This is a genomic window from Stenotrophomonas sp. PD6 (assembly GCF_049199305.1).
In the GTDB taxonomy this organism is placed as follows: Bacteria; Pseudomonadota; Gammaproteobacteria; order Xanthomonadales; family Xanthomonadaceae; genus Stenotrophomonas.
In genome coordinates this window covers 102054-128501 of sequence record NZ_JBLZQD010000007.1, presented here as the reverse complement: position 1 = coordinate 128501, position 26448 = coordinate 102054, and the positions used below count along the sequence as shown (strand labels likewise).

General features: G+C 68.3%; 22 protein-coding genes. 19 read left to right on the top strand and 3 right to left on the bottom strand.

Annotated features, from left to right (window positions below):
* Positions 1-9: 9 nt before the first annotated feature.
* A complete protein-coding gene (locus ACOZHM_RS12050; protein WP_421569518.1) occupies positions 10-486 on the bottom strand; it encodes a GNAT family N-acetyltransferase in 477 nt (158 codons plus the stop codon).
* A 177-nt stretch (positions 487-663) separates the two neighbouring features.
* Here ACOZHM_RS12050 and ACOZHM_RS12045 point away from each other — a divergent pair, with 177 nt between their 5' ends.
* The 5 genes from ACOZHM_RS12045 to thrC all read left to right on the top strand — a co-directional run bounded on the left by ACOZHM_RS12045 (position 664) and on the right by thrC (position 7537).
* Positions 664-1392 carry an AraC family transcriptional regulator gene (locus ACOZHM_RS12045; RefSeq protein ID WP_421569516.1) on the top strand — a complete coding sequence of 243 codons (729 nt, stop codon included), beginning with the start codon at positions 664-666 and terminating at the stop codon, positions 1390-1392.
* A 69-nt stretch (positions 1393-1461) separates the two neighbouring features.
* Entirely contained in the window at positions 1462-2409 is a 948-nt protein-coding gene (locus ACOZHM_RS12040; protein WP_421569514.1) for a DMT family transporter, read from the top strand.
* A gap of 351 nt (positions 2410-2760) precedes the next feature.
* A complete protein-coding gene (thrA, locus tag ACOZHM_RS12035) occupies positions 2761-5283 on the top strand; it encodes a bifunctional aspartate kinase/homoserine dehydrogenase I (RefSeq protein ID WP_421569512.1) in 2523 nt (840 codons plus the stop codon).
* Positions 5280-6215 carry a homoserine kinase gene (locus ACOZHM_RS12030; protein WP_421569511.1) on the top strand — a complete coding sequence of 312 codons (936 nt, stop codon included), beginning with the start codon at positions 5280-5282 and terminating at the stop codon, positions 6213-6215. Before thrA ends, ACOZHM_RS12030 begins: the two co-directional genes overlap by 4 nt.
* Before the next feature lie 32 nt (positions 6216-6247).
* A complete protein-coding gene (thrC, locus tag ACOZHM_RS12025; RefSeq protein ID WP_421569510.1) occupies positions 6248-7537 on the top strand; it encodes a threonine synthase in 1290 nt (429 codons plus the stop codon).
* Positions 7538-7650: 113 nt separating this feature from the next.
* Here the strand turns inward: thrC and ACOZHM_RS12020 are convergent, their stop codons facing one another.
* A complete protein-coding gene (locus tag ACOZHM_RS12020) occupies positions 7651-8394 on the bottom strand; it encodes a Crp/Fnr family transcriptional regulator (RefSeq protein ID WP_421569508.1) in 744 nt (247 codons plus the stop codon).
* 140 nt (positions 8395-8534) lie between these two features.
* Here ACOZHM_RS12020 and hisS point away from each other — a divergent pair, with 140 nt between their 5' ends.
* The 14 genes from hisS to ACOZHM_RS11950 all read left to right on the top strand — a co-directional run bounded on the left by hisS (position 8535) and on the right by ACOZHM_RS11950 (position 22993).
* Positions 8535-9932: a histidine--tRNA ligase gene (gene hisS, locus ACOZHM_RS12015; protein ID WP_421569506.1), complete on the top strand. Its 1398-nt coding sequence runs from the start codon at positions 8535-8537 to the stop codon at positions 9930-9932.
* A 991-nt stretch (positions 9933-10923) separates the two neighbouring features.
* On the top strand, positions 10924-11250 hold the full coding sequence (locus ACOZHM_RS12010) for a YerC/YecD family TrpR-related protein (protein ID WP_421569504.1): 327 nt from the start codon (positions 10924-10926) through the stop codon (positions 11248-11250).
* 11 nt (positions 11251-11261) lie between these two features.
* Positions 11262-12173 carry an ATP phosphoribosyltransferase gene (hisG, locus tag ACOZHM_RS12005; RefSeq protein WP_421569503.1) on the top strand — a complete coding sequence of 304 codons (912 nt, stop codon included), beginning with the start codon at positions 11262-11264 and terminating at the stop codon, positions 12171-12173.
* Entirely contained in the window at positions 12170-13465 is a 1296-nt protein-coding gene (gene hisD, locus ACOZHM_RS12000; RefSeq protein ID WP_421569501.1) for a histidinol dehydrogenase, read from the top strand. The genes hisG and hisD overlap by 4 nt, the downstream gene beginning before the upstream one ends.
* Positions 13462-14550, top strand: a complete 1089-nt coding sequence (hisC, locus tag ACOZHM_RS11995) for a histidinol-phosphate transaminase (RefSeq protein ID WP_421569499.1) — start codon at positions 13462-13464, stop codon at positions 14548-14550. Before hisD ends, hisC begins: the two co-directional genes overlap by 4 nt.
* Positions 14547-15620, top strand: coding sequence for a bifunctional histidinol-phosphatase/imidazoleglycerol-phosphate dehydratase HisB (gene hisB / locus ACOZHM_RS11990; protein WP_421569498.1), 1074 nt, complete (start codon positions 14547-14549; stop codon positions 15618-15620). The genes hisC and hisB overlap by 4 nt, the downstream gene beginning before the upstream one ends.
* Positions 15617-16219: an imidazole glycerol phosphate synthase subunit HisH gene (hisH, locus tag ACOZHM_RS11985; protein ID WP_421569496.1), complete on the top strand. Its 603-nt coding sequence runs from the start codon at positions 15617-15619 to the stop codon at positions 16217-16219. Before hisB ends, hisH begins: the two co-directional genes overlap by 4 nt.
* Positions 16216-16950, top strand: a complete 735-nt coding sequence (hisA, locus tag ACOZHM_RS11980) for a 1-(5-phosphoribosyl)-5-[(5-phosphoribosylamino)methylideneamino]imidazole-4-carboxamide isomerase (RefSeq protein ID WP_421569494.1) — start codon at positions 16216-16218, stop codon at positions 16948-16950. The genes hisH and hisA overlap by 4 nt, the downstream gene beginning before the upstream one ends.
* Complete coding sequence (gene hisF, locus ACOZHM_RS11975; RefSeq protein WP_421569492.1) at positions 16944-17720, top strand: imidazole glycerol phosphate synthase subunit HisF; 777 nt, start codon at positions 16944-16946, stop codon at positions 17718-17720. The genes hisA and hisF overlap by 7 nt, the downstream gene beginning before the upstream one ends.
* On the top strand, positions 17710-18333 hold the full coding sequence (hisIE, locus tag ACOZHM_RS11970) for a bifunctional phosphoribosyl-AMP cyclohydrolase/phosphoribosyl-ATP diphosphatase HisIE (protein ID WP_421569490.1): 624 nt from the start codon (positions 17710-17712) through the stop codon (positions 18331-18333). Before hisF ends, hisIE begins: the two co-directional genes overlap by 11 nt.
* Positions 18334-18423: 90 nt before the next feature.
* Positions 18424-20022 (top strand): calcineurin-like phosphoesterase C-terminal domain-containing protein, encoded by a 1599-nt coding sequence (locus ACOZHM_RS11965; protein WP_421569488.1) that lies wholly within the window; start codon positions 18424-18426, stop codon positions 20020-20022.
* Between the two features lie 172 nt (positions 20023-20194).
* Positions 20195-21199: a glucokinase gene (locus ACOZHM_RS11960; protein ID WP_421569631.1), complete on the top strand. Its 1005-nt coding sequence runs from the start codon at positions 20195-20197 to the stop codon at positions 21197-21199.
* Between the two features lie 58 nt (positions 21200-21257).
* Entirely contained in the window at positions 21258-22256 is a 999-nt protein-coding gene (locus tag ACOZHM_RS11955; RefSeq protein ID WP_421569486.1) for a N(4)-(beta-N-acetylglucosaminyl)-L-asparaginase, read from the top strand.
* A complete protein-coding gene (locus ACOZHM_RS11950) occupies positions 22253-22993 on the top strand; it encodes a copper homeostasis protein CutC (RefSeq protein WP_421569484.1) in 741 nt (246 codons plus the stop codon). Before ACOZHM_RS11955 ends, ACOZHM_RS11950 begins: the two co-directional genes overlap by 4 nt.
* 80 nt (positions 22994-23073) lie before the next feature.
* On the opposite strand, the gene ACOZHM_RS11945 is transcribed toward ACOZHM_RS11950, so the two are convergent.
* Positions 23074-26151: a TonB-dependent receptor gene (locus tag ACOZHM_RS11945; RefSeq protein WP_421569483.1), complete on the bottom strand. Its 3078-nt coding sequence runs from the start codon at positions 26149-26151 to the stop codon at positions 23074-23076.
* Positions 26152-26448: the final 297 nt, after the last annotated feature.

The following is a 26448-nucleotide window of genomic DNA, read 5'->3' as shown; positions in this document are numbered from 1 at the left end:
GCGCCGGGCTCATTCGGTTGCGGACACGCTCCGCTGCATGATCCGCACCGGCACGCCACTGGCGTGCACCTGCATCTCCAGTGGTTTCCAGCCGAGCCGTCGGTACAGGCCGCCGTCGTCGCGCTCGGTCTGCAGATAGACGTCGCGCACGCCAAACCCGCGCCCACGCGTCATCACTTCTTCGATCAGCCGCGCCGCCAGCCCGTGGCCGCGCTGTGATTCGCATACGTACACCCCGCCCAGCCAATGCAGGCGCTCGGGACGCTCGGTGCGCTCATGGAATTTCAGCTGGGCCGCCGCGACCAGCCGCTGGTCCTGCATCGCCAGCAGCAGCAAAGGCAGCTCGTCCTGCTGGAGGAATACTTCCAGCCGAATCTGCTCATCGTCCAGGCTCATCCCGGGCACATGTCGACCCCACGTGTCGAAGTACCAGTGCGCCACCTGTGGCAACAGGTGGGGCGCTTCACTGAGTGAAATGAACTGCATGTCGGCTCCTGATGTCCGAACAGCACAGTGACCCGCGGCGCGTGCGCGGATCAGGGGGCGGGGTACACCGTCGGGATATTGCAGCGGTGGCCCAGGCCTTTATTGATGTACGTCACAGTCTGCACTCCTTGCTTACAGGACACGCCCGACTATAGCACCGGCTACCATGGGCACCACATGAGCTCACCTGCCTTCAACCTGCGTCGCTACGGCCCGTCGTCGGGTGTGGACCGCCATGACTTCGCGCAATGGGTGATCCCCGTGCGCGGCGAGCTGGCGTTTGAACTGGAAGGGCGCGGCGCGCGCCTGGACGGCCTGCAGGGGGCCTTCGTGGCGCCCGACGCCGGGCATGCGCAATGCGCCGGCGATGATGACCGCTTCCTGATCGTCGACTGCCCAGCATCGCTGATTGACGACGACACGCTGGCGCGCCTGCAGCGACAGCCCGTGCTCGCGCTGCCGGCCGGGGTGCGCGCGATGGCGCAGGCCGTGGCGCGCATCGGCCCGGACCGCATCGCCGCCGAGGTCGTACAGCGTGAACTGCCGGCGGTGCTGCAGGCGTTTTCGCTGGCCGGTAGCGCCACGCGCCTGCAGGCGGTGTGCGCACGCATTGCGCAGTCACCGGGCCAGCCGTGGCCGGTCGAGCGCATTGCTGTCGAGGTAGGGGTGAGCAGCAGCCGGCTGCACGTCCTGTTCCGGGAGGCCTTCGCGCTCAGCCCGCAGGGTTGGCTGAGCGCCAGCCGATTGCGCTGGGCCCGGAGCCAGCTGGCGGAGACCGACCTGGCCATTGCCGACATCGCCCAGCACGCGGGATATTCCGAACAGAGCGCATTGACCCGGGCCCTGCGCCGCGAATGGGCCATGACCCCCGCCGAATACCGGCGTCGGCACCGGCCCGCGCAGTAGCCTGGGTCAAGATCGGCCGCGCGCACGCGCCTACACTGGCGCCGTCTTTTTGCAGATGCGTGTACGTAGATGAAGCGTTCGATGGGTGTCGGTATCGCCAACGGGATCGCCGCCGGTGCGTTGTGGGGCGTCGTGTTCCTGGCCCCGGCGATGCTCGGCCAGTTCAGCGCCGTGCAGCTGTCGGCCGGCCGCTACCTGGTCTATGGCTTGATTGCGGTGGTGCTGCTGGCGCCGCGCTGGCGCGAACTGCGCCAGCGCATTGGCGGTGCGGAATGGCGCGGGCTGCTGTGGCTCAGCCTGGCCGGCAACCTGGTGTATTTCGTGTTGCTTGCCTGCGCGGTGCAATGGGCGGGTGGGGCGGCCGCCGCGCTGATCGTGGGGCTCATCCCGGTGGTGGTCACGGTGGCTGGCGCGCGCGAGCAGGGTGCGGTGCCGTTGCGGCAGCTGACACCGGCGCTGGTGCTGTGCCTGTTGGGCGTGGGTCTGGTGGGTTACGAGGCACTGCAGACCGGCCACGCGCAGGGCGAGGCGAATCGCCGCGTGCTGGGCCTGGCCTGCGCGTTCGGCGCACTGTTTTCCTGGGCGCTGTACTCCATCGGCAACAGCCGCTGGTTGGCGCGGCGACCGGACCTGAGCGCGCACGACTGGTCGCTGCTCACGGGGGTGACCACCGGCGCGCTGGCGCTGTTGCTGGTGCCCAGCGCATTCGTGCTGTCCAACGCGGTGCATCCGCGCGTGGACTGGATGTGGTTCTGGGCCATCAGTGCCGGTGTGGCGGTAGTGGCCTCGGTGCTGGGCAACGCGTGCTGGAACCGCGCGAGCCGCAACCTGCCGCTGACCCTGACCGGCCAGATGATCGTGTTCGAGACGCTGTTCGCGCTCCTGTACGGCTTCGCCTGGCAGCGCCGCTGGCCGACGCAGATGGAACTTCTGGCGGTCGTCTGCCTGGTCTCCGGGGTGCTGCTGTGCGCACATGCGCATCGACCGCCGCGTGCGGTGGCCGAGCATGCCGGCTGATGGCGTTGTGGCGCCTGGATGGTCACATTCGCAACTTTTTGGCCGACGATCCGCGCTGATCGTGACCTGCACGATCTTGCATTGCAGCACTTGACAAGCAGGGGGGCGGCGTAGTTTTCTTGACCCATGGTCCTTGCCGCCGCCACCGCCACGTTGCACACCACCGCCTCCCTGGGCGGCATGCACGTGTCCGGTCTTGGCACCGGTACCACCACCATTACCACCGCCACCACTCGCCTGGTGCGGCCCGTCGTCTTCGCGTAATTTCCGAAAACAACGGCCCCGCACCAGATCAGGTGGCGGGGAACATCCTTCCAGCTGACCGACGCGGGGCCTCCAATCGAGGTCAGCATGTCTTCTGTCGCCGCTTCATCCGATGCCGCCGCATCGCCCGGTTCCTCCTCGCCGCTGCGCGCCGCCACGGCCACGGTCGTGCACAAGTTCGGTGGTACCTCCGTTGCGGATGCCGATCGCTACCGGCACGTAGGGCAGCTGCTGCTGGCCCGCGACGAAGCCGTCCAGGTCACCGTGGTGTCGGCGATGAAGGGCGTGACCGACGCCTTGATCGCGCTGGCCGAGTGCGCCTCGCTGGACGCGCCGCAGTGGCGCGACGACTGGCACGCACTGCGGGCGCGGCATCGCGGCGCCGCGGTGGCGCTGCTGGGCGAGCATGCCGGCGCCACCGTCGAATGGCTGGATGCGCGTTTCGATCAGCTGGCGGATGTGCTCGCAGCCCTGGCGGTGATCGGCGAACTGCCGCGCGAGGTGCTCGATCGCGTGCAGGGGCTGGGCGAGGTCTACTCGGCGCAGCTGCTGGGGCAGTACCTGCAGACGCTGGGCGACGATTGCGCGGTGCTCGACGCGCGCGACGTCCTCGTGGTGGACCGGGGCGAGCTGGGCGTGGACGTCGACTGGGCGCAGAGCGCGCAGCGGCTGGCGGGGTGGCGGGAGAGCAACCCGCAGCCGCGCGTGGTGGCCACCGGCTTCGTCGCCCGCGACCGCCGCAACCGGGTGACCACGCTGGGCCGCAATGGCAGCGACTATTCCGGTGCGATCTTCGCCGCGCTGTTCAACGCCGATGAACTGCATATCTGGACCGATGTGGACGGAGTGCTCTCGGCCGACCCGCGGGTAGTGCCCGAGGCGGTGCAGCTGGAGGCGCTCAGCTACGACGAGGCCTGCGAACTGGCGTACTTCGGGGCCAAGGTGGTGCACCCGCAGACCATGTCGCCGGCCATCGAGCGTGGCCTGCCGATCATCATCCGCAACACCTTCCGTCCCGACCATCCCGGCACGCGTATCACGGCGGAACGGACCGCATCCGGTCCCATCAAGGGCCTCACCTTGAGCCCGGGACTCGCACTGCTGAACCTCGAAGGCACCGGCCTGATCGGCGTGCCGGGCACCGCCGAACGCGTGTTCGCGGCGCTGCGCAACGCGCATGTGTCGGTGGTGATGATCTCGCAGGGCTCGTCCGAACACTCGATCTGCTGCGTGGTGCCGCAGGTCGTGGCACAGCAGGCGCGCGATGCACTGCTGCAGGCCTTCGCGCATGAGTTGGGCCTTGGCCAGGTGCAGCGCGTGCAGCTCACCGACAACGTGAGCGTGCTGGCCGCCGTGGGCGACGGCATGGCCGGGCAGCCCGGCGTGGCCGCGCGCCTGTTCGAATCGCTGGGGCGCGCACAGGTGAATATCCTGGCAATCGCGCAGGGCTCGTCGGAACGCAACATCTCGGTGGCGGTGGACAGCGGCCACGCCACCAAGGCACTGCGCGCCGCGCACGCCGGGTTCTGGCTGTCGCCGCAGACGTTCTCGGTGGGGGTGATCGGGCCCGGCAATGTCGGGGCGGCACTGCTGGACCAGCTGCTGGCCGCACAGCCCACGCTGCTGACGCGCGCCAACGTGGACCTGCGGCTGCGCGCGGTGGCTTCGCGCAGCCGCATGCGGCTGGATGCGCGGGGCGTGCAGGGCGACTGGCGTGCCGCACTCGCCGGACAGGCGCAGGCGACCGATCTGGATGCCTTCACCGACCACCTGCTCTCCGCGCATCTGCCGCACGCCCTGATCATCGATTGCAGCGGCAGTGCCGAGGTGGCGGACCGCTACGCCGGCTGGCTGGCAGCGGGTATCCACGTGGTTACCCCGAACAAGCAGGCCGGTGCCGGCCCGCTGGAGCGCTACCACGCGATCCGCGACGCGGCCGCCGCCAGCGGCGCGCGCTTCCGCTACGAGGCCACGGTGGGCGCGGGGCTGCCGGTGATCACCACGTTGCGCGACCTGGTGGATACCGGTGACGAGGTGCTGGCCATCGATGGCATCTTCTCGGGCACGCTGGCCTGGCTGTTCAATAAATACGATGGCGAGGTGCCGTTCTCGGCGCTGGTGGCGCAGGCGCGCGGCATGGGCTACACCGAGCCGGACCCGCGCGACGATCTGTCCGGCGTGGACGTGGCGCGCAAGCTGGTGATCCTGGCGCGCGAGGCCGGGCGCGAGCTGAGCCTGGCGCAGGTGTCGGTGGAGAGCCTGGTGCCGGAGGCGCTGCGCCAGGCCAGCGTCGAGGACTTCATGAGCGGGCTCGATGCGGTGGATGCGGCGTTCGCCGAGCGGCTGGCGCAGGCGCGCGCCCGCGGCGCGGTGCTGCGTTACGTGGCACGGCTGTCGGCCGATGCGGCGCAGGTCGGGCTGGTGGAGCTGCCGGCCAACCATGCCTTCGCCAACCTGCGCCTGACCGACAACGTGGTGCAGTTCACCACGCGCCGTTATTGCGACAATCCGCTGGTGGTGCAGGGCCCCGGTGCGGGCCCGGAGGTCACGGCCGCAGGCGTGTTCGCCGACGTGTTGCGGGTGGCGGCCGGTGAAGGAGCGCGCCTGTGAGTGTGGTCGCTCTCGTGGGTGAGGCCCGCGCGTTCTCGCCCGCGTCGGTGGGCAATGCCGCCGTGGGGTTCGACATCCTGGGGCACGCCATCGCCGGTGTCGGCGACACGGTGACCGTGCGCCGTATCGACGCGCCGCAGGTGCGCATCGCCGCGATCCGCGGCACCACCGTCGATCTGCCGCTGCATGCGGCCGACAACACGGCGGGCGCGGCCCTGATCGCAATGCGCGAGACGCTGGCGCTGCCGTTCGGCTTCGAGCTGGAGATCGACAAGGGCATTGCACTGGGCTCGGGCATGGGTGGTTCGGCGGCGTCCTGCGTGGCGGCGCTGGTCGCGGCCAATGCGCTGCTGGAGACGCCGCTGCCGCGCGACGCGCTATACCCGTTCGCGCTGACCGGTGAGGCCGTGGCCAGCGGTGGCCGCCATGGCGACAACCTGGGTCCGATGCTGCTGGGCGGGCTGGTGCTCAGCACCGCCGAGCGTCTCGTGCGCATTCCGGTGCCGGCCGCGTGGCACAGCCTGCTGGTGCACCCGGACGCAGTGCTGGAGACGCGCCGCGCCCGCGCCGCGCTGGAGGGCAGCTATGCGTTGTCGGCCTTCGTCGAACAAAGCGCGAACCTGGCACTGGTGCTGAGCGGCTGCTTCAGCGGCGATGCGGCGCTGGTGCGCGCCGGCCTGCGCGACGTATTGGTGGAACCGCGCCGCGCTGGGCTGATCGTGGGCTTTGAGGCGGCGCGCAATGCCGCGCTCGCGGCCGGTGCGATGGGCGCCAGCATTTCCGGTGCTGGTCCGAGCGTGTTCGCGTGGTTCGACACGCAGGCCGGGGCGCAGGCCGCGCAGGCCGCCGTGCAGCGTGCGTTCGCCGAGGCGGGTTTCGACAGCCAGGCGTGGGTGTCGCCGTTGGATGCGCCGGGCGCGCGCGTGTTGTGAATGTCGCTTCCTTTTCCCATCCAGGACTTTCCATGAATTTCGTTTCGACCCGATTTGCGGCACCGGCGGTGTCACTCAGTGCAGCGGTCGCCGCCGGCCTGGCGCCCGATGGCGGCCTGTATGTGCCCGCGAAGCGGCCGCTGCCGCAGCGATGGGCAGGGCGGGGCAGCCTGGTCGGCGACGCCGAGGCGGTACTGGCGCCGTTCTTCGCCGGCGACGCGTTGGCCCCGTACCTGGGCGAGCTGTGTGCGGAGGCGTTCAATTTCCCCGCGCCGCTGCGGGCGCTGTCCACGCCCGGCGACCATGTGCTGGAGCTGTTCCATGGCCCCACGGCCGCGTTCAAGGACTTCGGTGCACGCTTCCTGGCAGCCAGCCTGGCCCGGCTGCAACGCGACCGCGCACGGTCGCTGACGATCGTGGTGGCGACCTCCGGCGACACCGGCGCCGCGGTGGCGGCTGCGTTCCATCGCCAGCCGGGCATCCGCGTGGTTGTGCTGTATCCGGATGGGCGGGTATCGCCGCGCCAGGCGCACCAGTTGGGGTGTTTCGGCGACAACATCCACGCGCTGCGCGTGGCCGGTTCGTTCGATGACTGCCAGGCGATGGTCAAGCAGGCACTAAGCGACCGCGAACTGCAGGCGCAGGTGCCCTTGAGTTCGGCCAACAGCATCAGCCTGGGGCGTTGGCTGCCGCAGATGAGCTATTACGCGCACGCGGCGTTGGCTCACCACGCGGCCAGCGGCGAACTGCTCAACCTGGTGGTGCCGACCGGAAACCTGGGCAATGCGATGGCGGCGGTGCTGGCGCGCGCGATGGGCCTGCCACTTGGGCGGATCGCACTGGCCACCAATGCCAATGACGTACTGCCGCGCTTCTTCCATGGCCAGGCGTACGAGCCCACGCAGAGTGTGGCGACGCTGGCCAACGCGATGGACGTGGGGGCGCCGAGCAACTTCGAACGGCTGCGCTGGCTGTACGCCAATGACGAGGCCGCACTGCGCCTGGGCTTCCGCGCCGAGGCCGTCGATGACGCGGCGATCCGCGAGCTCATCGCGCGGCGCTACGCGGCGGCGGGGGAGGTGTTCTGCCCCCACACCGCCACGGCGGTGGCGTTGCTTGAACGCCTGCGTGGCGAAGGCGTAACGGGGCACTGGGCGGTGGCGGCAACGGCACATCCGGCGAAATTCGAATCGGTGGTGGAGCCGCTGATCGGCCGCCCCATCGAGGTGCCTCCGGCACTGGCGGCGCTGTTGCAACGCCCTGCAAACGCAGAACCGTGCCCGCCCGACTACGCGGCGCTGCGGGAATTCCTGCAGACCTGAACGCGTAGCGCCGGGCTCTGCCCGCCGAACGTAACAATGCGTAGCGCCGGGCTCTGCCCGCCGAAACGCAAAAATGCGTAGCGCCGGGCTCTGCCCGGCGACCGCGCAGCGCCTCAGGCGCCGCAGAGCGCCTGCAACCCCGCCTCGTCCAGAATCTCGACCGTGTTGAGATGGGGCAGGGCGATCAACCCCTGCTGGCGCAGCTTGGTGAACGTGCGGCTGACGGTTTCCATGGTCAGGCCAAGGTGATCGGCGATGTCGCTGCGGCCCATCGGCAGGGTCACGCGCAGGCCGTTGCCGCCGAGGCGTGCCTCGCGCAGGGCCAGCCGCAACAGGAAGTCGGCCAGCTTCTCGGCCGGTTGCAGGCGGCCAAGGGCCAGCGCGGCGTCGGCGGCGTCATCCAGCGCCTGGCAGGCGCGCTGCAACAGCTTGCGCTCCAGATGCGGGTAGCGGGCGCGCAGGTCCTTCATCTGGCCCAGGGCGACGCGGCAGACGCGGCTGTCGGCAATGGCCTCAATGTCGTAGCGGTGATGGTCGCTGCCGCTCAGCCCCACGTAGTCGCCCGGGAGCACGAAGCCGCTGATCTGGCGCCGGCCATCGGCGAGGGTACGGACCAGGCGCAGGGCGCCGCGGGTCAAGGTATAGACATGTTGGCGAGGCTCCCCGGCACGGGCGAGCGTGGCGCCCAGCGCCAGCGGCTGGGAGACGGTGACCCGCTCCAGCACCTGTACCTCGTCGGGCGACAGCGCCGAGCAAACGGCCAGGTGCCGCACGGAACAATGCAGGCAGTCGCGCAACGGCGAACACCCGGGTGCGGGGTCGTCTACGGCAGCGAGTACGGGGTGGGGCCGGGTCATGTCGAACCAGGAAGCGGGGCCTGTCTATGATACGCCATGCGGTCGCCGGGCCGGTTTCCAGCGTCCATTACGGCCGTGTTGCCCGGCTGCGGCTAGAATATGCAGCTCGCTCATCCCCCCGTTCCGCAGGAGTCCCGCAAGTGATCAAGCCCCGTACGCCGCCCGGCATCATGGAATTGCTGCCGCGCGAGCAGATCGCGTTTCAGCGCATGCTGGACGTCATCCGCCGCAATTACGAGCGGTTCGGGTTCCTGCCGGTGGAGACCCCGGTGTTCGAGCTGTCGGACGTGCTGCTGACCAAGTCCGGTGGCGAGACCGAGCGCCAGGTGTATTTCGTGCAGTCGACCGGCGCGCTGGCCAATGCGGCCGAAGCGGGCGACAAGGGCCTGCCGGAGCTTGCCCTGCGTTTCGACCTGACGGTGCCGCTGGCGCGCTATGTGGCCGAGCACGAGCACGATCTGACGTTCCCGTTCCGCCGCTACCAGATGCAGCGTGTGTACCGTGGTGAACGCGCGCAGCGCGGTCGTTTCCGCGAGTTCTACCAGTGCGACATCGATGTGATCGGCAAGGATGCGCTGAGCACGCGTTACGACGCGGAAGTGCTGGCGGTGATCCACGCGGTGTTCGCGGAGCTGCGGATCGGCGATTTCTCGGTGCAACTGAACAACCGCAAGCTGATGCGCGGGTTCTTCGAGAGCCTGGGCGTTGCCGACGGTGAGCGCCAGATGGCGGTGCTGCGCGAGGTGGACAAGCTCGACAAGCGTGGCCCGGACTACGTGCGCGAGACGCTGACCGGCGAAGGCTTCGCGATTCCGCAGGAGCAGGTGGAGCGGATCCTGGCCTTCGTGGCGGTGCGCTCGAGCAGCCATGCCGACGCGCTGGCGCAGCTGGACGCGCTGGTAGCGGACGGCACGGCAAGCGAGACGCTGCAGCTTGGCGTGGCGGAGCTGCGTGAGGTGCTGCAGCTGGTGAAGGCATTGGGCGTGCCGGAAACCGCGTACTGCCTGAACTTCTCCATTGCGCGCGGGCTGGATTACTACACCGGCACGGTGTACGAGACGACGCTGACCGACCATCCGCAGATCGGCTCGATCTGTTCGGGCGGCCGCTACGAAGACCTGGCCAGCCACTACAGCAAGTCGAAGCTGCCGGGCGTGGGCATTTCGATCGGCCTGACCCGCCTGTTCTGGCAGCTGCGCGAGGCGGGCCTGATCGCCGGCATCGAAGACAGCAGCGTGCATGCGCTGGTGGCACTGATGGACGACAACGGCCTGGCGGATTCGCTGGATATCGCCCGTCGCCTGCGCGTGGGTGGCATCAACGCGGAAGTGCAGATGGAGCCGAAGAAGATCGGCAAGCAGTTCCAGTACGCGGCCAAGGCAGGCATCCGCTTCGTGGTGCTGGCCGGTGAAGACGAACTGGCACGCGGCGTGGTGGCAGTGAAGGACCTGCTGCGCGAACAGCAGTTCGAGGTCGCCCGCGACGAGCTGGCCAGTGCTTTGCAGGTTGAGCTGGAGCAGACGCGCGCTATGGCGTGAATCTGGCTGCTTTATTTGGATGGATGCAACGGCACCTTCGGGTGCCGTTGTTGTTTGTGCTCTTTGATTGCGTGGGTTCACTGTGCACCGGGCGCTGCCCGATGCCTGATGCATTTGGGCGAACAGCGTTGGTCTGCGGACGTGCATGGCTTGGGCCGGCGGCGGTGGGTTTGCGGGGGGCGCCGTGAACCCGTCCATGGGGGCTTAGTCGCCGCATCCATGCGGCTCATACCCCCGCAAACCCACCGCCGCCGACCCTTCGACAGTTGGTTGGTGGCCGTGGTTAGGAACAACAGCAACAGCAACAGCATCTTCGTTCTGGCGTCATGCGTTACCGCATGTTGGTCGTTTCACGGCAGTCGTCTGGCGACCGCCCCTACCACGGGTTTCGGCGCCGATATCGACACCGATATCGACACCGATGTCGGAAAGGGCGCGAACCTGGGTGTTGCTACGGCACAGACGGTATTGGCACCAGCATTGGGACTGGCATTCGGATCGGTAGGGTCGCTCACCAGACGACTGCACTGAACAACTCAACGCCCGGTAACGGATCAAAAACATCGATGCCGGCCTTTGATCTCCCATGGCAACCGACACACTGTCGAGGGTCGGCGGGGGCGGGTTTGCGGGACCGTAGAGCGCCATGGATGGCGTGAACGAGCTTACATGGGTGAAGGCGCACTGCTTGCGAGGCACTGCCTCGCGTGCGACTGAACGCCCAGCCGCTGGCGGCTGGGCCGGGCCGCGGAGCGGGACTTGCAGCGTGTCCCGCAAACCCGCACCCGCCGGCCCAGCTCAGGCCATGCGACGGTTACCGGCTGTTCGCCCAAATCCAACGCCAGCCGGGCTGTGCCCGGCGACACGCCGCGATGCGCGGACTCCGTAACAACGAGGGCCTGAACCTGAACGAAGGAACCAGAAAGCGCTAAGCCATTTGGCTTCGCGGTACTTTTGCGCTAATGTAATAGCACGCTATTACATTGATACGATGAAAACCCGCCCTGTCCCCCGCGAGAAAGACCCCCAGGCCGACCTGGACAGCCTGGCCGGCGCGTTTGCCGGCCTGTCCAGCGTCGGGGAGGTGACCGCCTTCCTGCGCGACCTGTGCACCCCGGCCGAGCTGGAGGCGCTGTCCGACCGCTGGAAGGTCGTGCCGCTGCTGAAGCAGGGCGTGCCGTATCGCGAAATCCATGAATTGACCGGTGTCAGCGTGACCACCACCGGGCGCGTGGCGCGCTCGCTGGACCATGGCCACGGCGGCTATGCCGCCGCCATTGCCGCGACCGCCACGCCTGCATCCCCAGAATCCGAGTAGAGACCTCCCCCATGAGTGCAACCCAGACCGCCCCGGCACGCGACCGGCTGCGTATCGCCATCCAGAAGAACGGACGGCTGGCCGAGCCTGCGCGCAGCCTGCTGACCGCCTGCGGGCTGAGCTGGCGGCAGAGCCGCGACAAGCTGTTCTGCTACGGCGAATCGCTGCCGGTGGATCTGCTGCTCGTTCGCGACGATGACATCCCCGGCCTGATCGCCGACGGCGTGTGCGACTTCGGCATCGTGGGCCGCAACGAACTGGACGAGCAGGGCGCCGCCCGCCGCCGCATCGGTTTGCCCGATGCCTACCAGGCATTGCGCGGGCTGAACTTCGGCCAGTGCCGGCTCATGCTGGCCGTGCCCGAGGAATGGGACTGGCAGGGCGTCCAGCAGTTGGCCGGCAAGCGGATCGCCACCAGCTATCCGGCGATCCTGGCCGATTGGCTGGCCGCGCGCGGCGTCGATGCGCAGGTAGTGGAATTGTCCGGCTCCGTCGAAATCGCCCCGCGCCTGGGCACTGCCGACCTGATCTGCGACCTGGTGTCCAGCGGCGCCACCCTGGCGGCGAACCAGCTCAAGCCGGTAGAGACCCTGCTGGAAAGCGAGGCCGTATTGGCGGGGCCGGTCAAGACCCCCGACGACGCCCGCGCCGGTCTGATGGCGATGCTGCTGCGTCGCCTCGATGGCGTGGTGAAGGTGCAGGACAGCAAACTGCTGATGTTCCGCGCCGCGCTGGACCGCGTCTCCGAATTGACCCGCCTGCTGCCCGATGCCGATCCGCTCGTGCAGCTGCCCGACGACGGCGGCCACCTGCGCCTGCAGACCATGTGCCACGGCGCGTTGACCTGGCAGCGCCTGGAAGAGCTGGAGCGCGCCGGCGCGCAGGGGTTGATGGTGTTGAGCGTGGAGCGGTCGCTGGCATGAATCGTCTGCAATGGTCCCAGTTGAGCGACACCGAACAGGCCGACGCGCTGCAGCGCCCGGTGCAGGCGGTGGCCGCGCGTACCCGTGAATCGGTCGCCGCCTTGATCGCCGCAGTGCGCGACGATGGCGATGCCGCGCTGCGCGAGATCAGCCTGCGCTTCGATGGCGTGGCGCCAGCCTCCTTTGAAGTGAACGATGAAGAATTCGCCGCCGCCGAACGCGCCGTGCCGGCCGAACTGCGCCAGGCGATGATCGAGGCCGCCGAGCGCATCCGCCTGTTCCACAAGGCGGGCATGAGCCAGGGCTATGCGGTGGATACCGCGCCGGGCGTGCGCTGCGAACGCATGGTGCGGCCGATCGGCCGGGTCGGCCTGTACGTGCCGGCGGGCAGCGCGCCGCTGCCGTCCACCGCGCTGATGCTGGGCGTGCCGGCGCAGCTGGCCGGCTGCCGTGAAGTAGTGCTGTGCACCCCGCCGCGCCGCGATGGCACCGCCGATCCGGCCGTGCTGGTGGCCGCGCGCCTGACCGGCGTGCACCGCGTGTTCAAGCTGGGGGGCGCCCAGGCGATTGCGGCCATGGCCTATGGCACGGCCAGCGTGCCGGCCTGCGACAAGCTGTATGGCCCGGGCAACAGTTACGTGACCGAGGCGAAGCAGCAGGTCGCGCAGGACGGCGCGGCGGCCATCGACATGCCGGCGGGTCCTTCCGAAGTGCTGGTGATCGCCGATGCCGGCGCCAACCCGGCGTTCGTTGCCGCCGACCTGCTCTCGCAGGCCGAGCACGGCCCCGACTCGCAGGTGCTATTGCTGACTGATGACGCCGACCTGCTGGGCAGGGTCGAAGCGCAGGTGCAGGCGCAGCTCGCGCGGCTGTCGCGCGCGGAGATCGCGGCGCAGGCGCTGCAGTCCTCGCGTCTGATCCTGGTGGATTCGCTGGTTGAGGCGTTCCAGATCAGCAACCGCTATGCGCCCGAGCACCTGATCCTGGCGTTGCGCGAGCCGCGCGACTGGTTGGCGCAGGTGGAGGCGGCCGGCTCGGTGTTCCTCGGCGACTACACCCCCGAAGCGCTGGGTGATTACTGCAGCGGCACCAACCACGTGCTGCCGACCGCCGGTGCCGCGCGCGCCTACAGTGGCGTGAGCGTGGCCAGTTTCCAGAACATGATCAGCGTGCAGGCCGCCACCGCTCAGGGCATTGCCGGCATCGGCAACTGTGCCCGCGCGCTGGCCCGCGCCGAGGGTCTGGATGCACACGAGAACGCCGTTGCACTCCGCATGGAGGCGTTCGCATGAGCGCCGCCAACGTACTCTCGCTCGTCCGCCAGGATCTGCGCGCGTTCGCCGGTTATTCCTCGGCACGCAGCAGTGCGCTGGTCGGCGACGTGTGGCTCAATGCCAACGAATCGGCCTGGGCCAATCCGGCCGACGCGCAGGGAACGGCGCGACGCTATCCCGAGCCGCAGCCGGAGGCGCTGCGCGCCCGGCTGGCCGCCCTGTATGGCTGCAGCGCGGATCAGTTGCTGATCGGCCGCGGCAGTGACGAAGCCATCGACCTGCTGGTCCGGGCACTGTGCGAGCCGGGCCGCGATGCCGTACTGGTGACGCCGCCGGTGTTTGGCATGTATGCGGTGTGCGCACGCCTCCAGAATGCGCCGCTGCTGGAGGTGCCGCTGCGCGACACCGGCGATGCGCTGGAGGCGGACATCGACGCCATCATCGCCGCCGCGCTGGCCGGCAATGCCAAGCTGGTGTTCCTGTGCACGCCCTCCAACCCCGCGGGCAGCACGATCTCGCTGGAAGACGTCGAACGCGTCGCCCGGGCACTGCAGGGCAGGGCGCTGGTGGTGGTGGATGAGGCCTACGGCGAGTACGCCGAGCAGCCATCGGCCACTACCTTGCTGGCGCACCGTGACAACGTCGCGGTGCTGCGGACCCTGTCCAAGGCACACGCATTGGCGGCGGCGCGGATCGGCAGCCTGATCGCCGATCCCGCCCTGATCCAGCTGCTGCGCCGTTGCCAGGCGCCGTACCCCGTACCGGCCCCCTGCGCCGCGTTGGCGGTGGCGGCGCTTGCGCCCGAAGCGCTGGCGGTGACCGCCGGTCGCGTGGACGAGATCAAGGCTGAACGAAGTCGCCTGCTGAAGGCACTGCAGACGCTGCCCGGCGTGCTGCGCGCCTATCCTTCCCAGGGCAACTACCTGCTGGTGCGGTTCGCCGACGCGCAGGGCGTGTTCGATGCGCTGCTGGCTGCCGGTGTGGTGGTGCGCGACCAGCGCGCCGCGCCGCAACTGCACGATGCACTGCGCATCACCATCGGCAGCCCCGCGGAGAACGACCGCGTGCTGCAGGTACTCAGTGCCCGGAGGGCCGCCGCATGACCCCCATCCTGTTTGTCGACCGCGACGGCACCCTGATCGAAGAGCCGGCCGACTTCCAGATCGACGCCTACGAGAAGATCCGCTTCGTGCGCGACGTGATTCCGGCGATGCTGAAGCTGCGCGATGCCGGCTACCAGTTCGTCATCGTCAGCAACCAGGACGGGCTGGGCAGCGAAGGCTACCCGCAGGCCGCGTTCGACGGCCCCAACGACCTGATGCTGCAGATCTTCGCCAGCCAGGGCATCGTGTTCCGTGACGTGCTGATCGACGGCACCTGGCCGCACGACAATGCACCCACGCGCAAGCCGGGCATCGGCATGATGCTGCCGTACCTGCAGGACCGCAGCATCGACTGGGCGCGCTCGGGCATGGTCGGCGACCGCCCCACCGATATCCAGTTCGCGCAGAACATGAACATCCGCGGCTTCCAGCTGCGCACCGAACAGTTCGGCGGCGAGTGGGACTGGAACGGCATCGCGCACGAGCTGGCCGATGCGCCGCGCCGGGCGATCGTGCAGCGCAATACCAAGGAAACCCGCATCCGCGTCGAGGTGGACCTGGACCGCGTTGCCGAACCGCAGACCCACACCGGCCTGCCGTTCTTCGACCACATGCTGGAGCAGATCGGCAAGCACGGCGGGTTTGCGCTGAGCGTGCAGGCCGAGGGCGACCTGCATATCGACGAACACCACACCATCGAAGACACCGGGCTTGCGCTGGGCCAGGCCCTGCGCGAGGCGCTGGGCGACAAACGCGGCATCGGCCGCTATGGCTTCACCCTGCCGATGGACGAGACGCTGGCCAGCGCCGCGCTGGATTTCAGCGGCCGACCGTACTTCGTGTTCGACGGCGAGTTCAAGCGCGAGCGCGTGGGCGACATGCCCACCGAGCTGGTCCCGCATTTCTTCCGCTCGCTGTGCGATGCGGCCGGCCTGAACCTCAACCTCAGCGTGCGCGGCGACAACGACCACCACAAGGTGGAAGCCTGCTTCAAGGCGCTGGCGCGCGCCCTGCGCCAGGCATTGCCGCGGCAGGGCACCGCGCTGCCCAGCACCAAGGGGGCGCTGTGAGCGAGGTCGCGCTGATCGATGCCGGCGGCGCCAATCTCGGTTCGGTGCGCTATGCGCTGGAACGCCTCGGCGCACGCGTTCGGCTGGTCCGTGACGCGGCCGGCCTGCGCGGCGCGTCGCGGGTGATCCTGCCCGGCGTGGGCGCTGCACCGCACGGCATGGCGCGCCTGCATGCGCAGGACCTGGTGCAACCCCTGCGTGAGCTGGAGGTGCCGCTGCTGGGCATCTGCCTGGGCATGCAACTGCTGTTTGAGGGCTCCGAAGAAGGGCATGTCGAATGCCTCGGGCTGCTGCCCGGCGTGGTCCGCCACCTGCATCCGGCCACCGGCATCCGGGTGCCCCACATGGGCTGGAACCGGCTGCTGCCGCTGCGCCATGCGGCGCTGATGGAGGGCGTGGCCGAGCGCGCCAGCGCCTACTTCGTGCACAGCTACGCCGCGCCGTTGAACGAACACACCGTGGCGGCATGCGACCACGGCGGCCTGTTCGCGGCGGTGGTCCAGCGCGGCCGCCACAGCGGCGCGCAGTTCCATCCCGAACGGTCGGCCGCCACCGGCGCCCGGATCCTGCGCAACTTCATCGAGAACGCCTCCCCATGAGTTTCATCGTCTATCCCGCGCTGGACATCCGCGACGGCCGCGTGGTGCGCCTGCTGCAGGGCGATTACAACCAGCAGACCATCTATGGCGACGACCCGCTGCCGCGCGCGCAGGTGTTTGCGGAGGCCGGCGCGAGCTGGATGCACCTGGTCGACCTCGACGCCGCCCGTGCTGGCGGCTACACCCTGGCGCCGCTGCTCTCGGCGATTGCGACGCAGACCGGCCTGAAGGTACAGACCGGCGGCGGCGTGCGCTCGCGCGAGGATGTCGCGCGCATCCTGGAGGCCGGCGCTGCCCGCGTGGTGGTGGGCTCGGTGTCGGTACGCGAACCGGACACGGTGATCGGCTGGCTGCGCGAGTTCGGCCCGGAGCGGCTGACCATCGCACTGGATGCGCGCCAGGCCGACGACGGCCGCTGGCTGTTGCCGGTGCATGGCTGGACCGAGACCGCCGACGTGACCCTGGACGAACTGGCGCAGCGCTACGCGCAGGCCGGCATGCGCCATCTTTTGTGCACCGACATTGCCTGCGACGGCATGCTGTCCGGCCCGAACATCGATCTGTACCGGCACCTGTCGTCACTGCTGCCGGGCGTGGCCGTGCAGGCCTCGGGCGGCGTACGCAGCGCCGCCGACGTGGCCGAGGCCAAGGCCGTGGGCTGCGGTGGTGCGATCCTGGGCAAGGCACTGCTGGAAGGGCGCATGACCCTGCCGGAGGCGCTGGCATGTTGAGCCGCCGCTTGATTCCCTGCCTGGACGTGCGCGACGGCCGCGTGGTCAAGGGCGTGCGCTTCCGCGACCACGTGGACATGGGCGACATCGCCGAGCTCGCCCTGCGCTACCGTGACCACGGCGCCGACGAACTGGTGTTCTACGACATCGGCGCCAGCCCGGAGGGCCGCGCGGTCGACGTGGGCTGGATCGAGCGCATCGCACGCCTGATCGACATTCCGTTCTGCGTGGCCGGTGGCATCAGCGACGTGGAGACCGCCCGCCGTGTGCTGTATGCCGGCGCCGACAAGATCTCGATCAATTCGCCGGCGCTTGGGCGCCCGGCATTGATCGAGGAACTGGCGGATGCCTTCGGCGTGCAGTGCGTGGTAGTTGGCATCGATTCGGTCCGCGAGCCCGATGGCGAATGGCGTGTGCGCCGTTTCAGCGGCGATCCGGACAAGACCCAGGCCGTGCCGGTGCGCACCCTGGATTGGCTGGTCGAGGCGCAGCGCCGGGGCGCGGGCGAGATCGTGCTCAACTGCATGGACAGCGACGGCGTTCGCCGCGGCTATGACGTGGCCCAGCTGCAGCAGGCGCGCGCCCTGTGCCAGGTGCCGCTGATCGCCTCCGGCGGTGCCGGCGAAATGCAGCACTTCGCCGATGTATTCGACCAGGCCGACGTCGATGGTGCGCTGGCCGCCAGTGTCTTCCACAGTGGCGCCATCGCCATTCCCGCGCTCAAGCGGTTCCTGCGTGCGCAGCAGATCGAGGTACGAGATGTCTATTGAGGTATTCCCATCGCACGAGGCGCTGGCGCAACTGGACTGGGCCAAGGGCGACGGCCTGCTGCCGGTGGTGGTGCAGGACATGGACACGCTGGCGGTGCTGATGCTGGGCTACGCCTCGGCCGAATCGCTGGCGCTGACCCTGGAGAGCGGCCACATGACATTCTACAGCCGCAGCAAACAGCGGCTGTGGACCAAGGGCGAGACGTCCGGCAACGTGCTGGCGGTGGTGTCAGTACGCGTCGACTGCGACCGCGACACCCTGCTGGTCAGTGCGCGCCCCGCCGGGCCGACCTGCCACACGGGCAGCGAGAGCTGCTTCGCGCAGGCCCCGGGCAACTTCCTGGGCCGCCTGGATGCGCTGGTGCGCGACCGCGAGCAGCAGCGCCCGGACAACAGCTACACCACCCACCTGTTCGAACAGGGCATCCGCCGCATCGCGCAGAAAGTAGGCGAAGAAGGGGTGGAGACCGCGCTCGCAGGCGTGGTGCAGGACGACGCGGCACTGCTGGGCGAATCGGCCGATCTGCTGTTCCACCTGACGGTGCTGCTGCGTGCACGCGGCTTGTCGCTGCAGGATGCGGTGGGGGTGCTGGCGGCCCGGCACGCCGGCTGAGTGCTGCGGCCACGGATTTAACGCCGCTGAAACGGGCGGCAGGCGATGATGTGCGGCTTTACAATCGCCTACCCCGAACGGAACCCCCCGATGAGCCGTACTGCTGCCTGGCTGGCCTGCCTGCTGTTGATGTCCGCACCTGCCTGGGCCAACGAGGCCACGGTGACCGGCAAGGTTTACCAGGAACGCGACGGCAAGCCCGGCCGCGGTCCGACCGATCCGGGACTGGCCGGCGTGCAGGTCTCCAACGGGGAGGCCATCGTGCGCACCGCCGCCGACGGCAGTTACAGCCTGCCGGTGCGCGAGGGCCAGACGGTATTCGTGATCAAACCCGACGACTACCGCTTCCCCGCCGCGGCCAATGGCCTGCCGGCGTACTGGCGGCATTACGCGCCGCAAGGCTCGCCGCGGCTGAAGTACGCGGGGATTGCCGCGACCGGCAGCAACCCGCGCAACTGGGATTTCGCGCTGGAACCGGACAAGGATGCGGAGGCGGCGCGCGCCGGCTTCGAGATGCTGGTGTTCACCGACTCGCAGACGGCCAGCCGGCAGGATGTGGGCTACTACCAGCGCGCCATCGTGGAGCCAATCATCGGCAAGCACCCGGCACGGCTGGGCACCACGCTGGGCGACATCGTCAACGACGACCTGTCGCTGTATCCGGACATCAACAAGGCCACCTCGCAATTGCAGGTGCCATGGTTCCACGTACCGGGCAACCATGACCTGGACATGGACGCCGGCGACGACCGTCATTCGCTCGACAGCTGGCGCGCGGTGTACGGCCCCGACACGTATGCGGTGGAGGAGGGCGGCGCCAGCTTCGTCTTCCTCGACGACGTGGTGTACGACCCGAGCGCCACGCCGAAGTACGTAGGTGGCCTGCGCCCGGACCAGTTCACCTTCCTGGCCAACTACCTCAAGGCATTGCCGCGCGACCGCCTGCTGGTGCTGGGCATGCACATCCCGCTGTTCGATGCCGCGCCCGGTCGTGAGACCTTCCGCCACGCCGACCGTGCGCGGCTGTTCGCGCTGCTCAGGGACTTCCCGCACGTGCTGGTGCTCAGTGGCCACAGCCACACCCAGCAGCATTACTACCACGGTGCCGCCGAAGGCTGGCAAGGCAGCAGTCCGCTGCACGAGTACAACGTCGGGGCGGCCTGCGGCGCGTTCTGGTCGGGCGTGAAGGACAGCAGCGGCATTCCGGACGCGACCATGAGCGATGGCACGCCGAACGGCTATGCCGTGCTCTCGGTCCAGCCGGGTGGCGACTACGGCCTGCGCTACTACGTGGCGCGTGCGCCGGACGATTACCAGATTGCGCTGCACGCGCCGAAGGTGCTGCGCAAGGGCGCCTATCCGGCGTGGGGCGTGTACGCAAACGTGTTCATGGGGCAGGCCGACACGCAGGTGGAATACCGCGTGGATGATGGCGCGTGGCAGGCCATGAAGCGCGTCGAGCAGCCCGATCCACGCCTGTTGGTCGAAAACGTCGCCGACGATACTGCCGAGCGCCTGCGCGGCTACGACCGTTCCCCCGAAGCCACGCCGTCGACGCACCTGTGGCGCGGTGCGCTGCCGACAGATCTTGCCGCTGGCGCCCACAAGGTGGACGTGCGCGCAATCCACGCCGATGGCCCCACCGCAACGGCCAGCACCACCTACCGCCTTCAGGTAGCAAAACCGTAGCGCCGGGCTCTGCCCGGCAAGCAGGCGGTGGCAATACGCCCACGTACGGCACCCACTGCTTTGCAAAGCCGGAACGATCACCGAAAATCCCGGCATTGAAACCGAATCCAGCCAAGGCCTTTGCGTGAGCGTTGCGACACCGTTGCCGGATGCCCATCCGGCCCACCCTGATGTGTCGAGCGCGCCGCTGCCACGCCCGGGTTCCCAGGGCGACAGCCTGATCGTCGCCGATGTCGGCGGTACTTATGCGCGCCTGGCGGTGGCAGACGTGGTGGTTGGCCAGCCGCCGCGCATCCGCAACCTGCGCCGCTATGCATGCGCGGAGTTCACCAGCTTGGCAGCCATCCTGGCGGCGTTCCGCGCATCGCAGCATCTGGCGCCCGCGACGGCGGTAGTGGCCATTGCGGGCCTGCTCGAGGGCGACCACCTGGTCAACACCAACCTGCCATGGCCGGTCTCGGTGGCGGCGACCCGCCGCGATGCGGGCCTGGCCACGCTCGATCTGATCAATGATTTCGAAGCGGTGGCCTACGCGATTCCACACGTGGCGCCAGAGACGCTGGTGGCGTTGAATGCCGAGCCCGGCGATGGCAGCCGCTGGCCGGCACTCGTGCTCGGCCCTGGCACCGGCCTGGGCGGCGCGCTGCGCTTCGAGGCGGGTGGGCGTGCGGTACTGGCCAGCGAAGCCGGCCATGCGGCGCTGGGCGCGGGCACCGCCCTGGAGCTGCAGATCCTGCAGCAGATGCTGCAGCGCTGGGAGCACGTGGACAACGAACGCATCCTGTCCGGCAGTGGCCTCATGAACCTCTATCCGTGCCTGTGCGCCATCCGCGGCGCAACGCCGCAATGGACGACGCCGGAAGCGCTGATCGCCGCCGCGCATGCCGGCGACGATGCGCTGGCGGTGGAGACACTGGAGGTGTTCTGCGGTTGGCTGGGCAGTCTGGCCGGTGACCTTGCGGTGACCTTCGGGGCGCGCTCGGTGTACCTGGCCGGTGGCATTTCCAGCCACGTCGCGCGCTTCCTTGATGACGGTCACTTCCGCAGCCGCTTCCTCGCCAAGGGCGTGATGCGCCGGGTGCTGGAACAGGTGCCGGTATGGCGGGTCGAACATGGCGAACTCGGCGTGGTCGGCGCCGCCGTGTGGCACGCCGAACACCGCTGCGCGGCAGCGTAACGTTACTTTTCTTTCCCGGCCCTCCCGGGGCGGGTCAACAGCAGTGGGAGCGCAACGAGTGACGGATCGCAGGCAATTTCTCCAGGCCGGTGCGCTTGCCGCCGGTGTCATGGCATTTCCGCAGATGCAGGCAAAGGCCAGCACCCGCGCACGGGTGGTGTCCACCTGGGACTTCGGCGTGGGCGCCAACCAGGCCGCGTGGAAGGTGCTCTCGGCCGGTGGCAGTGCGCTGGATGCGGTGGAGACCGGCGCACGCTGGGCAGAAAGCGAACTGTGCAATCCCACCGTAGGGCGCTGCGGCAACCCGGACCGCGACGGTGTGCTGAGCCTGGACGCCAGCATCATGGCCGGCGACGGGCACTGCGGTTCGGTGGCGGCGCTGAGCGACATCCTGCATCCGGTATCGGTCGCCCGCAGGGTGATGGAGCAGACCCCGCACGTCATGCTGGTGGGCGAGGGGGCCCAGCAGTTCGCAATGCAGCAGGGCTTCCCGCGCGAGAAACTGCTCACGCCCGCCGCCGAAAAGGCGTGGCGCGAGTGGCTGAAGACCGCGCAGTACACCCCCGAGATCAACGCCGAGCGGCGCACCCGCCCGGGCGACAGCAGCAACCACGACACCCTGGGCATCCTCGCCATCGACGCGCAGGGCCAGCTGGCCGGTGCCTGCACCACCAGCGGCATGGCATGGAAGCTGCATGGCCGGGTCGGCGACAGCCCGATCATCGGTGCCGGGCTCTACGTGGACAACGAAGTGGGCGCGGCCACGGCTTCGGGCGTGGGCGAGGAGATGATCCGCAACGCCGCCTCCTTCCTCGTCGTCGAACTCATGCGCCAGGGCCGCTCCCCGGCCGAGGCCTGCCGTGAAGCCATCGCGCGCGTCGTGCGCAAGCGGCCGGAAGCCAGCAAGACCCTGCAGGTATGTTTCCTCGCGCTGGACCGCAACGGCGAGGTAGGCGCGTATGCGCTCCATCGCGGTTTCGTCTACGCCGTGTGCGACAAGGACCGCCAGGACGACCTGCGCGATTCGGCGTCCGTGTACACCAGCGAGCAGACATGAGCACGCCGCGACGGACCCTCGAGATCGCCTCCAATTCCGTCGCCTCGGCGCTCGCGGCGCAGCAGGGCGGCGCCGACCGCATCGAGCTGTTCGACAACCTCGCCGAGGGCGGCACCACGCCTTCCTACGGCAGCATCGCCGTCGCCCGCGAGCGCCTGCGCATTCCCTTGTTCGTCCTGATCCGCCCGCGTTCGGGCGACTTCCTGTACGACGCCCTCGAGACCGAACTCATGCTGCGCGATATCGCGCAGTGCCGTCAGCTGGGCTGCGACGGCGTCGTCATCGGTGCACTCGACGCCCAAGGCAACATCGACACGGCCCTGTGCCGCGAACTCATCGCCGCCGCCGGCCCGCTCGGCGTCACCTTCCATCGCGCCTTCGACGCCGCACGCGACCTGCCGGCGGCCCTCGAGCACGTGATCGCCCTGGGCTGCCAGCGTGTACTCAGCTCCGGTGGCCACGGCAGCGCAGAAGCAGGCAGCGCAACGCTGGCCAGGCTGGTCGCGCAGGCAGCGGATCGCATTTCAGTCATGGCCGGCGCCGGCATTGGGCCGGGCAACATCGCGACCCTCGCGACAACTACCGGCTGCCGCGAACTCCACGCCTCGGCCAAGGCGACCCGCGTGTCGGGCATGCATCACCGCAACCCCGACCTGCGCGGTCTGGACAACGACTGGACCCAGACCGACGCCAACACCGTCGCCGAGTTGCGCGCTGCGTTGGACCGGCTCTCTTAAAAAAAACGGCAACCACCTGTGAAAGCGCGGTTGCCGTGGAGGAGCGTTTCCCCCGCCCGAAGGCGGGGTAGGGTTGAGGCTTAGAACTTGTAGGTCGCGCCGAAGTACAGCTGGCGGCCGGAGTACAGGCTGGAGATCAGGCGGGCGCTGGTGTCATTGCCCAGATGGATGCGTTGTTCTTCCTTGGTGGCATTCAACACCGAGGCGGTGAAGGTCAGCGCATCGGTGAAGTTGTACGCCACGTTCAGATCGAGCTGTGCGTACGGCTCCGTGTACTCCGTCATCCCGCCATTCAGGCCACCCACCACCTGGCCACGACGGTTGTACGAAGCGCGTGCCAGGAACTTGTCGTTCTCGTAGAACACCGTCACGTTGGCCTGGTTCTTCGCACTGCCGACCAGCGGCGACGACCCGATGCTTTCACCGTCCAGCACGATCGATGCCAGGTTCGTGTCGTTGTACGTGTAGTTGGCCTGCACGCCGAAGCCCATGTCGAACGTGTACTGGCCGTACAGCTCCACGCCCTGCGACACGCCGTCACGGCCGTTGGCCTGCGTCTCGTAATCCTGCACCGTGACCGACTCGCCGCCGATCACCATCTGCACATCACGCACCACCGGCACCGTGAAATTGTCCACGTTCTTGCGGAACAGACCGATGCCCGCCACCGCGCCCGGCTGGAAGTACCATTCCAGACCGATATCGAACTGCGTGGCTTCGAACGGCTGCAGGTTCTTGTTGCTGCCGTGGCCCTGCCAGCCTTCCTGCGGCGCACCACCGGCCACCCGGCGGTCATTCACGTACTCCGCGCTGTAGTAGCTCAGTGCACCCGGTGCCGCGATGCTCGTGTAGCTCGGGCGGGCAATCACCTTCGACGCCGCGCCACGCAGTACCAGGTTCTCCGTGATGTCCCAGGCGATGTTGAAGCTCGGCAGGAAGTCCGTATAGGTCTTGTCCGTGCCGATCAGCTCGAACGACTTCTCGCGGGCCAGGCTGTCGGGCAGGCGGATGAAGCCGCTTTCGCAACCGTAGCCCGGGAACGCCGCCGCCGCCGGGTCGTTGCACGACATCGGCGCGCCGGACGCGTTGTCCAGGAAGTAATCGTTGAAGCGTTCGATCGAGTCGCTGGACTGCGCGAACTGCTCGGTACGCACCACGCGCACACCCACGTTGCCGCGCAGGCGCTCGGTACGGAAGTTGGCCTGGAAGTAGCCCGCGTACACCTTCTCGTTGACGTTGTAGACGAAGTCGTCTTCCGTGCGGTTGTGCGAACCGCCGTAGCGGTCGTTGAGGTAGTTGATGTAGGCCGGGTAATCGATGCCCGGGAACACGTTGGCATTGAAACCGCCGGCAATGTTCGTGATCGGGTTGGACAGGAAGAAGCCCGGCTGCGCGATGCCCGCCGTGTTGTCACAGCCCGCCTGGTAACGGTTGTTGTCGTAGTCGGCCGGATCGGTGCCCGGGCAGACCCAGTACGTGTTGCCCGTATTGCGGTGGACCTTGCCATCGCTGTACTTCGCGCCGAACTGGAACGAATCCAGCCAGCCGGTCTCGAACAGCTTGGTGAAGTCGGCCTGGAAGTGGTTCTGCTTGACCTCGGTCTGCATCCAGGACGAATCGGTCGAGCCGGTATCCACCTCGGCGATGCCGTTCATCAGCTGCTGCTGCAGGTCGGGCGAGAACGTGGCCGACGGCGTGCCGGTCAGGTCCCATGCCGAATACTGGTTGCCGGTCTGCCACACGCCATCCACGCGACGGCGCGGCTTGGCCGACATGCGGAAGTTCATCGTCGGGCCACCCTCGGACCACGTGCGGCCGCCGCTGAAGGACGCCTTCCACAGCGGGCTGATGTCCCAGTCGATGCTCAGGTCGGCCGTCTGCGACAGCGCCTTTTCGCGGCTGTAGCCGCCGGTCAGCTGCGGGGTGGGGATGGTGCAGTCATCCGGCCCCCAGCCACCCGGGGCCAGGCCGGCCGCTGCGGCTTCGTCTTCGCTGCAGTAGTAGGCCTTGCCCGGAATCTTCTCGAACTGCGCGCCGGTAACGATGCTGCCGCTGGGATCCATGGTCAGCCCGTTGAGCAGGCGGCCGCCGGCCCAGTTGCCGTCCTGGTTGTAGCGCGCCATGTTCCATTCCGGAATCTTCAGCATGTTCTGGGTGTAATCACCCTGCAGCTCGAAGCGGAAATAGTTCGCGGTCAACGTGACGTTGTCGGTCGGCTTGAACTGGAAGGTGAACTGGCCACCCTTGCGCTCACGCTCTTCTTCCTTCACCGCGAAGTTCACCGAGGTGGGCATGAAGAAGTCGGTGTAGTTGCGCCCGTTCTGGTCGTTGAAGCCGGAGTTGCCCCACCAGTAGTTGACGCCACCCTGGTTCATCGGGTTGCCGTTCACATCGCGGGCGGTGGTGTCGGTGCCGTACCACTGGTAGTTCTCGGTGGTGGCTTCCATGGTGCGGCTGGTGCGCTTCTGCTGGGTCACGCCGACCAGCACGCCGAAGCGCTCGTCTTCGCTGTGCCAGGAGTACAGCGCGGACGCCTGCGGATCGACGTCGTGGCTGGTGTCCGAAGAGGTGCCTTCCAGGGTCACGTAGCCGGAATTGGATTCCATCTCCAGCGGGCGGCGCGTGTGCAGAATGACCGTGCCGCCGATACCGCCTTCGTCGATGCGCGCTTCGGGCGACTTGAACAGCTCGGCGCTGGACAGCATGTTGGACGGCAGCAGGGTGTAGTTGAAGGAACGGCTGGCCTCGTCATTGGTTTCCGACGTGGCGATGTAGTTGCCATTCAACTGGGTCAGGGTCAGGTCCGGGTCCAGGCCACGCACGCTGACGCTCTTGCCTTCGCCGCCGTCACGGGTGATCACCACGCCCGGCACGCGCTGCAGCGAATCGGCCACGTTCTTGTCGGGGAACTTGCCCACGTCTTCGGCGGTGATCACTTCGACCACGGCATTGGCGTCGCGCTTCTGCTGCAGGCTCTTTTCGATGGCAAAGCGGTAACCGGTGACCTGCACGCTGTCGAGCGTGGTCGCGCTGGGGGTCTCGGCCGGTGCGGCGGCCTGTTGGGCAAACGCGCTGGCCGGCGCGAGCGCCGCGGCCAGTGCGAAGGTGATGGCGGCCGACAATGCGTCGCGGCCGTACATGCGGGACATCTGCTTCATTCCACTCTCTCCCTCTGGATTGAATCGTTTGGCTGACACGTAGTTGAATCGATCTAAATTTTGAAGCCGGATTTTCCGGAGTACGGGGTCCGGTGCGCGTGCCGCCTGCCCCGCGTGGTGAGCCCCCCAGCTCGCCACAGCCGGCAATATGACGGTTCAAAGTTGGATCGATCTAAACCGCTGGCGGCGAATTTTTAACACGACGGCGGCGGGGAAGCATGCTGCTCCGCAATATGGACGGCGAGGGGTCCACTGTGCGAAGCGCGCCCCGGGGAGCAGACGTCGCGCAGACGGGGC

Bases quoted from the DNA above. Each gene is read 5' to 3' on its own strand.
- ACOZHM_RS12050 (WP_421569518.1), bottom strand. From the start codon at position 486: ATGCAGTTCATTTCACTCAGTGAAGCGCCCCACCTGTTGCCACAGGTG.
- ACOZHM_RS12045 (WP_421569516.1), top strand. From the start codon at position 664: ATGAGCTCACCTGCCTTCAACCTGCGTCGCTACGGCCCGTCGTCGGGT.
- ACOZHM_RS12040 (WP_421569514.1), top strand. From the start codon at position 1,462: ATGAAGCGTTCGATGGGTGTCGGTATCGCCAACGGGATCGCCGCCGGT.
- thrA (WP_421569512.1), top strand. From the start codon at position 2,761: ATGTCTTCTGTCGCCGCTTCATCCGATGCCGCCGCATCGCCCGGTTCC.
- thrC (WP_421569510.1), top strand. From the start codon at position 6,248: ATGAATTTCGTTTCGACCCGATTTGCGGCACCGGCGGTGTCACTCAGT.
- ACOZHM_RS12020 (WP_421569508.1), bottom strand. From the start codon at position 8,394: ATGACCCGGCCCCACCCCGTACTCGCTGCCGTAGACGACCCCGCACCC.
- ACOZHM_RS12010 (WP_421569504.1), top strand. From the start codon at position 10,924: ATGAAAACCCGCCCTGTCCCCCGCGAGAAAGACCCCCAGGCCGACCTG.
- hisG (WP_421569503.1), top strand. From the start codon at position 11,262: ATGAGTGCAACCCAGACCGCCCCGGCACGCGACCGGCTGCGTATCGCC.
- hisD (WP_421569501.1), top strand. From the start codon at position 12,170: ATGAATCGTCTGCAATGGTCCCAGTTGAGCGACACCGAACAGGCCGAC.
- hisC (WP_421569499.1), top strand. From the start codon at position 13,462: ATGAGCGCCGCCAACGTACTCTCGCTCGTCCGCCAGGATCTGCGCGCG.
- hisB (WP_421569498.1), top strand. From the start codon at position 14,547: ATGACCCCCATCCTGTTTGTCGACCGCGACGGCACCCTGATCGAAGAG.
- hisA (WP_421569494.1), top strand. From the start codon at position 16,216: ATGAGTTTCATCGTCTATCCCGCGCTGGACATCCGCGACGGCCGCGTG.
- hisF (WP_421569492.1), top strand. From the start codon at position 16,944: ATGTTGAGCCGCCGCTTGATTCCCTGCCTGGACGTGCGCGACGGCCGC.
- hisIE (WP_421569490.1), top strand. From the start codon at position 17,710: ATGTCTATTGAGGTATTCCCATCGCACGAGGCGCTGGCGCAACTGGAC.
- ACOZHM_RS11965 (WP_421569488.1), top strand. From the start codon at position 18,424: ATGAGCCGTACTGCTGCCTGGCTGGCCTGCCTGCTGTTGATGTCCGCA.
- ACOZHM_RS11950 (WP_421569484.1), top strand. From the start codon at position 22,253: ATGAGCACGCCGCGACGGACCCTCGAGATCGCCTCCAATTCCGTCGCC.
- ACOZHM_RS11945 (WP_421569483.1), bottom strand. From the start codon at position 26,151: ATGAAGCAGATGTCCCGCATGTACGGCCGCGACGCATTGTCGGCCGCC.